General features: G+C 69.9%; 8 protein-coding genes. 4 read left to right on the top strand and 4 right to left on the bottom strand.

Translation table 11 applies throughout. From position 1 onward, the window contains the following. Positions 1-79 precede the first annotated feature (79 nt). On the top strand, positions 80-2,614 hold the full coding sequence (locus tag ASF53_RS04750; RefSeq protein ID WP_056194667.1) for a glycogen/starch/alpha-glucan phosphorylase: 2,535 nt from the start codon (positions 80-82) through the stop codon (positions 2,612-2,614). A gap of 265 nt (positions 2,615-2,879) precedes the next feature. Here ASF53_RS04750 and ASF53_RS04755 read toward each other — a convergent pair whose 3' ends face one another. The 3 genes from ASF53_RS04755 to ASF53_RS04765 all read right to left on the bottom strand — a co-directional run bounded on the left by ASF53_RS04755 (position 2,880) and on the right by ASF53_RS04765 (position 7,447). Beyond that, positions 2,880-3,821, bottom strand: coding sequence for a ferredoxin reductase domain-containing protein (locus ASF53_RS04755; RefSeq protein ID WP_056194670.1), 942 nt, complete (start codon positions 3,819-3,821; stop codon positions 2,880-2,882). Between the two features lie 145 nt (positions 3,822-3,966). Then, on the bottom strand, positions 3,967-4,395 hold the full coding sequence (locus ASF53_RS04760; RefSeq protein WP_056194674.1) for a hypothetical protein: 429 nt from the start codon (positions 4,393-4,395) through the stop codon (positions 3,967-3,969). 121 nt (positions 4,396-4,516) lie between these two features. Further along, positions 4,517-7,447, bottom strand: coding sequence for an EAL domain-containing protein (locus ASF53_RS04765; protein ID WP_056194677.1), 2,931 nt, complete (start codon positions 7,445-7,447; stop codon positions 4,517-4,519). 300 nt (positions 7,448-7,747) lie between these two features. Between ASF53_RS04765 and ASF53_RS04770 the strand changes: the two genes are divergently transcribed. From ASF53_RS04770 to ASF53_RS04780, 3 genes are all read left to right on the top strand, one after another. Continuing rightward, positions 7,748-8,755, top strand: coding sequence for an MraY family glycosyltransferase (locus ASF53_RS04770; protein WP_056194680.1), 1,008 nt, complete (start codon positions 7,748-7,750; stop codon positions 8,753-8,755). Positions 8,756-8,767: 12 nt separating this feature from the next. After that, positions 8,768-9,691 carry an NAD-dependent epimerase/dehydratase family protein gene (locus tag ASF53_RS04775; protein WP_056194683.1) on the top strand — a complete coding sequence of 308 codons (924 nt, stop codon included), beginning with the start codon at positions 8,768-8,770 and terminating at the stop codon, positions 9,689-9,691. 130 nt (positions 9,692-9,821) lie between these two features. Continuing rightward, complete coding sequence (locus ASF53_RS04780; RefSeq protein ID WP_056194685.1) at positions 9,822-10,379, top strand: hypothetical protein; 558 nt, start codon at positions 9,822-9,824, stop codon at positions 10,377-10,379. 13 nt (positions 10,380-10,392) lie between these two features. Here the strand turns inward: ASF53_RS04780 and ASF53_RS04785 are convergent, their stop codons facing one another. Next, positions 10,393-12,381, bottom strand: a complete 1,989-nt coding sequence (locus ASF53_RS04785; RefSeq protein ID WP_056194688.1) for a nucleoside-diphosphate sugar epimerase/dehydratase — start codon at positions 12,379-12,381, stop codon at positions 10,393-10,395. Positions 12,382-12,471 lie beyond the last annotated feature (90 nt).

Genomic DNA, 12,471 nt, shown 5'->3' on the forward strand with positions numbered 1-12,471 from the left:
GATCATCGTGCCGTCGCAAGAAGCGGCCAGACTCCGCGTCCAACCGACATCCTCGGCTGTAACGAAGGGGGATACCCAGGTGCTGAACGAAGCTCTGTCCGTTCTCGTCAGGAACGGCGAAGCGGACACTTCCGCTTCATCGGCGAAGACCGCAAAGGCCGCCGCCACCTATGTTAAGCCACGCCCCGCTGCCGGTGGCGACGCGGTGGTTGAGCTGCGCGAGGCCATCCGCGCCAAGCTCCTCTACGTGCTTGGCAAGACGCCCGAGGCCGCCCGCGAGCGCGACTGGTTCGCTGCCACGGCGCTGGCCCTGCGCGACCGGATCGTCGATGCCTGCTACGGCGCGCAAGCCACCCAGGTGCCGGAGAAGCGGGTCTATTATCTCTCGCTCGAATTCCTGATCGGCCGGCTTCTGTCGGACGCGATGAACAATCTCGGCCTCGTCGAGACCACCAAGGCCGCTTTGCGCGACCTCGGCGTCGATTTCGCCGGCGTCGAAGGGGCCGAGCCCGACGCGGCGCTGGGCAATGGCGGCCTCGGGCGGCTCGCCGCCTGCTTCATGGAGAGCATGGCGAGCCTGTCGATCCCCGCGACCGGCTACGGCATCCGCTACGATCACGGCCTGTTCCGCCAGTCGCTGGAGGACGGATGGCAGCGTGAGGCGCCGGAGACCTGGCTCGCGGAAGGCAATCCGTGGGAGTTCCCGCGGCCGGAGGCGACCTACAAGATCGGCTTTGGCGGCCATGTCACCATGACGAGCCAGGGCGACCACCACATCCGCCGGCACTGGCACCCGGCCGAGACCGTGAACGCCGTGGCCCACGACGTGCCGATCGTCGGCTGGCGCGGCAAACACGTCAACGTTCTGCGCCTGTGGAAGGCGGAGTCCGACGCGCCGGTCGAACTGGCGCGCTTCAATGCCGGCGACCATGTCGGTGCTGTGGCCGGCCGGGCCCGGGCCGAGGCGATCTCGCGGGTGCTCTACCCGAGCGATTCCTCCGCCGAGGGGCAGGAGCTGCGCCTGCGCCAGGAGTTCTTCTTCACCTCCGCCTCGCTCCAGGATCTCGTGCGCCGGCATGTGGCGGAGCGCGGCTCCTTGCGCTCCCTGCCCGACCACGCCGCGATCCAGCTCAACGACACCCACCCGGCCATCGCCGTGCCCGAGCTGATGCGCATCCTGATGGAGGATCACGACCTCACCTGGGAGGATGCGTGGCAGATCACGTCCAACACGCTGCACTACACCAACCACACCCTGCTGCCCGAGGCGCTGGAGACCTGGCCGGTGGAATTGATGGAGCGGCTGCTGCCGCGCCACATGCAGATCATCTACCTCATCAACTGGCTGCACCTCGAAGAGCAGAGCAAGAACGCCAAGGGTGGGGCGTTCGACGTGTCCACGGTCTCGCTGATCGACGAGTCGCACGGCCGGCGCGTGCGCATGGGACCGCTGGCCTTCCACGGCTCGCGGCGCGTCAACGGCGTCTCGGCGCTCCACAGCGAACTCTTGAAATCGACGGTGTTCAAGGACCTCCACGCGATCGAGCCGGAGAAGATCCTCAACAAGACCAACGGCATCACATTCCGCCGCTGGCTGCACAACGCCAACCCCGAACTGACGGCTTTGGCTGTCGAGGCGGCGGGCGAGGGCGTGCTCGATGATCCGACCCAGCTCGAAAAGCTGGTGCCGTTCGCCGACGATCCGGAGTTCCGCCAGCGCTACGCGGCGATGCGGACGATCCGCAAGCAGCGCCTCGCCCAGGTCATCGCCGAGCGCACCGGCGTCATCGTCGATCCGTCGGCGCTGTTCGACGTGCAGATCAAGCGCATCCACGAGTACAAGCGCCAGCTCCTCAACCTGATCGAGACGGTGGCGCTCTACCAAGCGATCAAGGCGGCGCCGAACAAGGACTGGACGCCCCGCGTCAAGATTTTCGCCGGCAAGGCGGCGCCGAGCTACGTGCAGGCCAAGCTCATCATCAAGCTGGCCGGCGACATCGCCAAGATCGTCAACGCCGATCCCGAGATCGGCGACCGGCTGAAGGTGGTGTTCCTCCCGAACTACTCGGTGAGTCTGGCCGAGGTGATCATCCCGGCCGCCGACCTCTCCGAGCAGATCTCGACCGCCGGCATGGAAGCCTCGGGCACGGGCAACATGAAGCTCGCGCTCAACGGTGCGCTCACCGTCGGCACGCTCGACGGCGCCAATATCGAGATCAAGGATCATGTCGGCGCGGAGAACATCTTCATCTTCGGCCTCGACGCCGAAGGGGTGCTCGCCCGCGTGAAGGAGCCGGACTACGCCACCCAGGCAATCGCGGCCTCGCCCCGGCTGGCCGCGGCGCTCGACGCCATCGCCGATGGCACGTTCTCACCGGACGACCCGGCCCGCTTCGCGCCGCTCGTGGACGAGTTGCGCCACGGCGACCGCTACCTGACCACGGTCGATTTCGAGGATTACTGGCGTGTCCAGCGCGAGATCGACGCGGCCTGGAAGCGCCCCGCCCAGTGGTGGCGGACGGCGATCCTCAACACTGCGCGCATGGCGTGGTTCTCCTCCGACCGCTCGATGCGGGAATATGCCGAGGAGATCTGGCGGGTGAAGGTCGCCTGAGCGCGGCCACCGGTTAAATCGAGAAAGGGGCAGGACGGGTGATCCGTCCTGCCCCTTTTCATTTGACCGAGAAGGGCAGCGCCCAATCGGTGAATGCGCTGTCCGAACAGGTTCGTCCGAACCAATGCCCTCATCCTGAGGCGCACGCCTCAGCGGGCCTCGAAGGATCCTCCAGGGCCCGCGCGGCTTCTGGAAGATCCTTCGAGGCCGCTTCGCGGCGCTTCAGGATGAGGGAGGTGGACCGGAGAACCGATTGGAAGGAAGCCTATGCCCCCGGTTCGAGCGGGATCGGGTAAAACCGCGCGCCTGCTGCCGCGGCCAGGACTTCCACGGCGCCGAGGGTCGAGGGGCAGCCGGAGGCGTGCACCACGTCGGTGGTCCGCAGGCTCGGGATATGGGCGGTGAGCGGGCCGGGGCGCACGTCGGGCCCCCGCTGGCGATGGCGGTCGGCGGCGAGCGTGATGCGGGTGACGCCAGTGGCGCGCAGCCATTCGAGCGAGGGACGCATGTAGAGGTCGAGGGGATCGCGCGCGCCGACCACGAGGCAGATCTCGCGGGCCGGCTCGATGTAGCGCGCGGCGCGGGCAATCGCCCAGATGCCGGCGAACCCCGTCTCCGCCGCCACCAGCACGAGACGGCCGCCGCCGGGCCGGTAGGTGCCGTTGCCGACGGGACCCTTCACCTTCACCGCGCGGCCGGGCTCGACCGGGCAGCCGAACAGGGCCGTGAGATCCTCCGCGCACTCGCCGCGGAGATGAAAGACGAGTTCGTTCAATTCCGCCCCGCCCTCGACGCCGAGCGTCGGCGTGAGCGTGACCGGGCGCCCGCCTTCGAGCGTGACGACGACTTGGTCGCCTGGCTCGAAGGGAAGTCTCCGCTCCAGGGTGGCGACCACCTGCAGGACCCGCGGGGCCAGCGCCGTGATGGCGTCGATGCTGCCGGTGCGGCGCGCGGCCGTGCGGACCGGCGTCTTGACCGGCCGGATCGTCGCGTCCGGATCGGGCGCGGACAGCGTCACCGCCTCCGCCCGCCGCGCCCGAACGGGCAGCCGCCGTGAGGCCGGGCCGGGGCCCTGGCCGAGCAGCCCGTTCATCGGGCCGATCATGCCATCCGCCAGCGCGGTTTCCAGGGAGGTGTCGCCGGGGGAGACCCGCAGGGGCTGGCCGTTGACGACAAGCGAACAACGGGCGCTCGTGGGAGCACGCATGGCGGCAACCCGCTCCGATCGGATGAGAGGTGTCTTAGAGCGCATTCCAACGAAGTGGTCACCGGTTCGTCGGAAAAATGCGCGTCAAACAATGAGCTAGAGACGCCGACCTGATGCAGTCAGGTCGGGTACGGCTCTAGAGGGATCAGAGCGGATTGTGGATCAGGCGCTCGACCAGCGCGGCCCAGCGCGCACGGACGGCCCGCGCCTCTTCGCTCAGCGTTTCCGCGTCCGCGAGGCCGAGGCTGGTCCGAAGGGCCTCGCTCTCCCGGCGCTCGGCGGCGAGGGCGGCCTTCATCATCGCCACTTCCAGGCGCAGGCGGGCGAGATCCGCTTCACCCGCATCCGCTTCGGGCTCGACGGACAGGGGGGCGGAGATGTCCGTCGCCGCATCGACCGCGATCGGCGCCACGGCGTCTGCCGGAGCCTGCGTCACCGGTTCGGCCGCAACCTCGGCAACGACCGCCCGCGGCTGCACCGCGGCGGCGAGATGCGCGTGGATGGGCCGCGTCATCAGGCGCCGCATTGCGCTGCCAGAGGGGGCCGGGCTCCTGCGTCTCGTCGCCTCGATCATCGTCCATCCTCAGGCCGCCGGGCCCGCCGAAGAGGCGTCCCGGATCACTCGGATGGACCTTCCCGCAACATGGTTAAGGGAGGTTTAAACAGAAGCGCGAGACCCGCGCGTCATCGCGGGATCAGGCGGCTTCGGGCGCGGCGCCGACGAGCTGGCGGGCCTGGAGCACGGTCATCGGCTCGCCGAAGGCCGCCCCTTGCGCGTAATCGCAGCCGAATTCCTGCAACACCTGCGCATCCTCCTCCGACTCGGCGCCCTCGGCGATGGTGGCCAGACCGAGTTCCTGGCCCATCCGCAGGACCGAGCGCAGCATGGCGGTGCGGCCCTGGCCCATCTGGCGCACGAAGCTCTGGTCGATCTTGATCGTGTCGAAGGGGAAGCGCTGGAGATAGGAGATCGCCGAATAGCCGGTGCCGAAATCGTCGAGAACGAGCCCGGCGCCGAGATCGTGGATGCGGGTGAGCATCTGCGCAGCGTATTCCGGGTTCTCCATCACCAACCCCTCGGCCATCTCCAGCTTGAGCGAGCCGGGCAGCACGCCGGTGCGGGCGATCACCGTCTTCACGTCGTGCAGGAGATCGTGGCGCAGGAGCTGGCGCGAGGAGACGTTGACCGAGGCGAAGATCGGCGGCTCGACGTCGAGCGAGCGCTGCCACGCGGCGAGTTCGAGCGCCGTACGTTCGATGGCGAAATTGCCGAGCGGGACGATGACGCCGGTCTCTTCCGCCACCGGCAGGAAGGTCGAGGGCGGGATGCGCCCGAGCTTCGGATGGTCCCAGCGCAGCAGCGTCTCGAAGCCGGCCACCGTGCGGTCTTCGAGCCGAACGATCGGCTGGAACAGCACCTTGATCTCGTTGCGCTCCAGCGCCTTGCGCAGATCCGCCTCCAGCATCAGCCGGTCGGAGCGCTCGAGACGCATATTGGCGCGGAACACCTCGATTCGGTCGCCGCCGCCGCGCTTGGCCTGGATCATCGCCATTTCGGCGTTCTTGAACACCTCTTCGCGTCGCGTTTGCCCGCTGCCCTGGTTGCCCGTGCCTTGCGTCGCCTCGTGCAGGGCGATGCCGATGGAGACGGTGAGGAACACCTCGCGGTCGGCATAGGTGACCGGAGTGGCGATGGCGCGCCGGATCATCTCGGCAAACGAGAGGATGCGGTCGGGCTCGCGCTCGGAGAGCAGGATCACTGCGAACTCGTCGCCTGCGACCCGCGCCAGCGTGTCCTGTGGCCGCAGCAGCCGCCCGAGCCGGCGCGAGAGCGTCAGCAGGATCGAGTCGCCCGCCGAGAGGCCGATGGCGTCGTTGATCGCCTTGAACCGATCGATGTCGAGGGCGATCACCGCGGGCTTGAGGCGCGGGTCCTGGCTCGCCAGAGCCAGCGCGGCCTCCAGCCGGTCGTGGAACAGCTCGCGGTTGGGCAGGCCGGTGAGGCTGTCATGCACGGCGTCGTGCAGCAGACGCTCCTCGGCGGTCTTGGCCTCGGTCACGTCGCTGATGGTGCCGACGATGCGGATCACCTCGCCATCAGTGCCGATCACCGGCCGCGCCTTCAGCCGGTACCACGCATAGGGGCCGTCGGCCGAGCGGAGGCGGAAATCGTGGGTGATGCGCCCGCGCCGCTCCTCGATCACCGTGTCGAGGGCGGCCGAATAGCGCTCCACGTCGAAGGGATGGAGCAGGCCGAGCCAGTTCGCCGCCGGGCCCTCCAGAGTGCCGCGCTTGAGCCCGAGCTGCGCCTCGATCTCGGGGCCGGCGAAGACGCGGTCGCCGGGCACGTCCCAGTCGAACACGATGTCGCCCGCGCCCGTCAGCGCCAGCGCCCGGCGCTCGGTGTCCGAGACGAGGCTGTGGCTGAGGCCGCCGCCGGCGAAGGCGTGCTGCATCACCGTGAAGCCGATCAGCATGACGATGAGCACGAGGCCGCCGATGAGGGCCGGCTGGACGAGGTCGGAGCCGATCTGCCCGGTGATGGCAAAGCCCGCCGCCACCACCCAGACCAGCAGCAGCAGCCAGGTCGGCACCAGCAGGATGGCCCGGTCGTAGCCGTTATGGACGGCGAGATAGAGGATCAGCAGTAGCCCGACGCCCGCCACCGCGGCGATAGAGATGCGCGCCACGCCCGCCGCCACCGGCGGGTCGAACACCGCGAGCGCCACAAGGCCGGCGAGGAAGGTGAGCCAGAAGAAGGCGACGTGGCTGTAGCGCACGTGCCAGCGCGACAGGTTCAGGTAGGCGAACAGGAACACGAGCAGGGTCGCGCCGAGCACGGCCTCGGCCGAGGCGCGGTAAATCCGCTCGGCGAGTTCGGTGACGGGAAACACCCGCTGCAGGAAGCCGAAATCGATGCAGGCATAGGCCAGCACCGCCCAGGAGAGCGCGGCGGCGGCAGGAAAGATGATCGCGCCCTTCACCACGAAGATGATGGTGAGGAACAGAGCGAGCAGCCCGGCAATGCCGATGATGATGCCCTTGTAGAGCGTCAGCCCCGAGGTCTTCTTGCGGTAGGCGTCCTGATCCCAGAGGTAGACCTGCGGGATGTTCGGGCCCTTCAGCTCGGCGACGTAGGTCACCGTGGTGCCGGGATCGATGGTGATCAGGAACTGGTCGGCGTCGAGACTCTCGTCGCGCTCGGGCCGGATGCCCTCGCTCGCGGTGATCGCGGCGATGCGCGAGCCGCCGAGATCGGGCCAGATCACCCCGGAGCCGACGAGGCGGAAATGCGGGGCGACCAGCAGGCGGTCGATCTGCTCGTCGGTGTCGTTGGTGAGCGCGAACACCATCCAGTCCGGCCGCGCGCCCGCCTCGCGCGCCTTGACCGCGATGCGCCGCACGATGCCGTCCTTGCCCGGGGCGGTGGAGATCTGGATCAGGTCGCCGTCCGAGCGGTAGCGCTCGATCGTCGGCGTCAGGTCGATGGCGGGCGCGTCGAGGGTGACGCGCACGGCCTCGACCGCGTAGGCGGGGGCGGCTGTCCCGAGGAGGCAGGCGAGGGAGCCCGCCACGGCCGTCAGGATCGCGAGGGCCAGGGCAAGGGCCAGTGAAAGCGTGCGCAACGGGCGATTCTTGACAACCGGCTTCAGCGGTGGGGGCGTGCGGCCAAGTCGTATCGGCGGCTCCCCGCCCCGGCAAGGCAAGCCGGCCGGGACGCGCGGCCCGCCCACCGCTCTTTCGGCGGACCACGGGAGGCGGATCGCGTGGCTTTGCGGCCAAAACAAGTTGGGATCGGTTGCCGTGGTCTCGCTTGGGCTGGGGCAGGCGGGTAGAGCGGGCGAGATGCGAATGATCGGACCACGCCGCCTTGAAACCCTCGTCCGTCCAAGCGGGAGGGCAGCCGCGCCCCGTGTTGCGATCCGATGATCCTCGCCCCGCTCTTCGTCGTGCCGCTGGCGGCGCTCCTCTCCGCCGGGCTCATCGTGCTGCTGAAGCCGCTCTTGCAGCGCTATGCCCTCGCGCGGCCCAATGCCCGCTCCAGCCATCGGGTGCCGACGCCCCAGGGCGGCGGGATCGCCATCATTGCCGCCGCGCTGATCACCGTGGCCGTCCTGGCCATGCCGGCCGGGATTGCGCTCGGGGGCGTCGAGCTGCTGGTGCTGGCGCTCTCGGTGATCGCCCTCGCCGTGGTCGGCGCCGTCGACGACATCCGGCCCTTGCCGGCCTCGCTCCGGCTGGTGATCCAGGCCGGCGCGGTCGCCGCCGTCGTGCTCACCGCCGAGGGACGCCTGCTGCCGGACGCCCCGCTCTGGCTGGAGCGGGCCTTCGCGATCCTCGCCGGGCTCTGGTTCGTGAACCTCGTCAACTTCATGGACGGGCTCGACTGGATGACGCTGGCCGAGTTCGTGCCGCCCCTCGCCTTCCTGTTCGCCCTCGGCCTCGCGGGCCGCACCGCGCCCGAGCCGACGCTGGTCGCCGGCGCGCTGCTCGGGGGGCTTCTCGGCTTTGCGCCGTTCAACCGGCCGGTGGCGCGGCTGTTCATGGGGGATGTCGGCTCGCTGCCGGTCGGGCTGATCGTGGCGTGGCTGCTGTTTCGCCTCGCCGGGGAGGGGAGTTTGGCCGCCGCTCTGATCCTGCCGCTCTATCCCATCGCCGACGCGACGCTCACCCTGCTGTGGCGCCTGCGGCGGGGTGAGGCCGTCTGGCAGGCCCATCGCAGCCACTATTATCAGGTTGCCACCGTCAACGGGTTCTCCGTGACGGAGACCGTCGGCTCGGTCTTCGCCGTGCAAGCGGCACTGGCGGGGCTGGCGGGCGTGACCTTGCTTTGGCCGTTTCCGGCCGTCACGCTTGCCTGTCTCGTCCTTGCGGCGGGGCTCGTCGGGTGGCTGCTGCGCCGGTTCGCGACGCCGCGGACCGCCAGCGCGTGAGGGGATGACCGGGTGAGCGGAAAGCTGATCGCGCTGACGGGAGCCACCGGCTTCATCGGACGCCACCTGCTGCGGGCCCTCTCGGAGCGGGGCTACCGGGTGCGCGTGCTGCTGCGCCGGCCGGTCGCGGTGCCGGAGGGCGCCAGCGGCGCCGTCGTCGGCGATCTGGCGCGGCCGATGAACATGGCCGCCGCGCTCACCGGGGTCGATGCGGTGGTGCATTCCGCCGGCCTCGCCCACGCGATGTCGGGTGCACCCGAGGACGACTTTCGTAATTCGAACACCGAGGCGACGCGCAAGCTCGCGGACGCCGCGCAGCGGGCGCGGGTGGGCCGCTTCGTGTTCCTCTCCTCGATCCGGGCACAGGCCGGTTCGAGCGCCCCGGCGCCCCTCTCCGAGGCGGACGCGCCCGCGCCGACCGATCCTTACGGCCGCTCGAAGCTCGCCGCCGAAGAGGCCCTGGCCGAGACCGGGCTCGATTGGGTCGCCCTGCGCCCGGTGCTCGTCTACGGCGCCGGCGTGAAGGGCAACATGGCCGCGTTGCTCAAGCTCGCCCGCACGCCCTATCCGCTGCCGCTCGCAAGCCTGACCGGGCGCCGCTCGCTGGTCTCGGTCGAGAGCCTTGCGGGCGCGGTGGCCACGGCGCTGGAGGCGCCCGGCCCCCTGCGGCGCCCCCTGGTGGTGGCCGATCCCGACCCGCTGACGCTGCCCGAGATGCTCGCCGCGCTCCGCGCCGGCCTCGGCCGCGGGCCGGGCCTGCTGCCCTGCCCGGTGCCGCTGATCGGCCTCGCCTGCCGCGCCACCGGCCGCGAGGCCGCCTTCGACCGCCTGTCCGGCTCGCTCGTCGCCCGCGCCGAGGGGCTCGAAGCCCTGGGCTGGCGGCCGGCGCAAGCGTCGCGGGACGGGCTCGCGGCGCTGGCGCGCGGAGGGGGCTGACACCCGGATTGTTGCCGGCCGGTCACCATCGGTGCCGATCCGATCCCGTGCGGTGCCACCTCGATTTCCCTGTCGTCGGTTTCGACGCACAAAGACGCAACCCCAGCTCGAACTTTGAGACACCACGGACATGGCGGATCTGACGATCGTGGCCGGTGAATGCGGCAGGGGAAGCGGCGAGTACGATACCGGCGTGTTCAATCTGCCCGGGCCCTCGGCTCGCGGTGCAGAGACGATTGCGGAGATCGTCGTGCATGGCGGCGTCGGCGAGAAGCCATCGACGCTCGGTCAGATGTTGGGTGGTCTGCGGGGCGGCTTGGCCCTGGCGCAGCAGCTCGATCTGTCCGTCCCCGTCAATGTCGCCGCCTCGGCGCTCGGAGCCGGCCTCGGTGCCCTCGACAGCGGGCCGAAGCAGAAGGCACTGATCGAGGTGCGGTTCCTCGATGGAGCGACCCTGCTCGCGATGACCGATATCGGCATCGCGGCGCTGATGGAGAACGACCGTAGGGTCATCCAGCTCGCGGCCAACCGCCTCCGCGCGGAGCCTGCGGTGCAAGAAACGCCCGTCGATCCATCGGAGGCCGGGTTCGGGGCAACGGCGCTGAATGCGGTCTCCGTCGTTGCCGGCACGACCGGAGCCGCCGTGTCGTCGGCGCTCGGATATCTGAAGCGGAGGACCGTCGGTTAGCGCTGCGCCTGCCCTAAGCGTTCGTCGGCTGTGGAAGCGGCACGGCTGACGGCACGGGTTCGACGGCACGGTTTTCGGGCTTCGCGTTCGGAATGGCCCCGGCGCGATTGCGGAAATCCGGGATCGCCTCCTCGAACACCGCCTCCGCCGCCGCCCGGTCCCCCGCGGCCACGGCCTCGTGCAGGCGAGCGATCCACCCTTCCAGCACGGCGCGGTCGGCGAAGACGGGCTTGGCCGCCATGACGCCTTCGATGCCGGCCAGCGTCACACGCGGCTCTTCCTTGGCGAACAGAATCTCGTTGAGACGCTCGCCGGGCCGCGCGCCGGTGACTTGGATCTCGATGTCCTCGCCGGGCTCGAAGCCCGCGAGCCGGATCATCCGCTCGGCCAGATCCCGGATGCGCACGGGCTGGCCCATCTTCAGCACGTAGACCGCGGCGCGCTGGTCGCCGGTATCGCCGCGCCCTTCCGCGTCGGCGTGGGAGGCGGCGGTGAGCACGAGGTCGGAGGCCTCGCGCACGGTCATGAAGTAGCGCACCATCTCGGCATGGGTCACCGTGACCGGGCCGCCGCGGGCGATCTGAGCCTTGAACACCGGCACCACGGAGCCGGCCGAGCCCAGCACGTTGCCGAAGCGCACGGCGATGAGCCGGGTCGCCTCCGCGCCGCTGCGTTCCGCGTCGAGCGATTGGGCGACCATCTCGGCAAAACGCTTGGTGACGCCGAGCTGCGAGACCGGTTCGATCGCCTTATCGGTCGAGATCATCACCAGGGCGCGCGCACCCGCGGCCACGGTCGCCTCGGCGACGTTGATCGAACCGAACACGTTGGTCTTGATGCCCTCGGCCCAATCGCGCTCGAGATAGGGCACCTGCTTCAGGGCAGCGGCGTGGAAGACGTAGGTCGGCCGGAAGTCGCGGAGGAGGGCGTGCAGCCGCTCGCGGTCGCGGATATCGGCGAGCGCACCCTCGATTGCGGCCTCGGCGTGGAGCAGGGCCGGTCCGTTGAGGACGGCGTGCAGGGCCGGCTCGGAGTTCTCGATGACGAGCAGCGCCGAGGCGCCGAAGGCGACGGCGCGAGCGCAGATCTCGGCGCCGATCGAGCCGCCCCCGCCCGTGACGACGACGCGGGCACCAGTGAGGAAGCGTTCGAGCCGCGGCCGGTCGATGGCGACGGTGGGGCGCAGGAGCAGATCCTCGATCTCCAGCGGCGCGAGTTCGGCGTCGCGCATGCCCTCGCCGAGGCTGGTGACGCGGGCGAGCGGCAGGCCGAGACGGCGGGCGCGGGCGATGAGATCATCGGGCTCGGATTCGGGCGCCAGCGCGCTCGGCGTCGCCACGAGCCGGCGCACCGGCAGGCCGCGATTGGCCAAGTCGGCAACCACCTGTTCGAGGTCGCGGAAACCGCCGAGCACGGGCACGCCGCGCATCATCTGGCCGGCCTCGTCCGCCCGCGGTGAGAGGATGCCCTTGGGGGAGAGCCGTTTGACCGAGCCGGATTCGATTGCCCGCAGCACGATCTCGATATCCGCGCCGCGGCCGAGCAGCAGCGTCGGCGTGGTGGCGGCGCGGGCCTGGCTCTGCCGGGAGCGGGCGTATTTCAGGTAGCGGAAGGCCAGTCGCGGCCCGCCGAGCAGGAAGATCTGCAGCACCCAGTAGAGGAGGATGGCGACCTTGCCGAAGAAGTAGAACCCGTAGAGGTTCGAGGAGACCAGCACGTAGTCAAGCACCAGCAGCGTCAGCGCGGTGACGCTGGCGGCGCGCACGATGCCGGCGAGGTCGGGCAGCGAGGCGAAGCGCCACTTGGTGCGGTAGAGCCGGAACCACGCGTAGATCAGGCCGGCATAGGCCAGGAACGGCGGCAGCAGCAGCGGCAGCGCGTGCAGGCGTTCGGCGAGCGCCCCGTCCTGAAAGCGGAAGACGAAGGTCAGCACCACGGCCGCCGCGGTCGCGGCGAGATCGTGGACGACCATCACCGCCGTCTTGAGGGTGCGCTTCTGCATGGTGCTTCGTGTCAGAGCATCGGCCCGAACGATGGAGACCGGGTTTCGGCACAAGGCCGATGCTCCAGGCGGAGGGCGGTATCGGCGCCG

The organism is Methylobacterium sp. Leaf123 (assembly GCF_001423405.1).
In the GTDB taxonomy this organism is placed as follows: domain Bacteria; phylum Pseudomonadota; class Alphaproteobacteria; order Rhizobiales; family Beijerinckiaceae; genus Methylobacterium.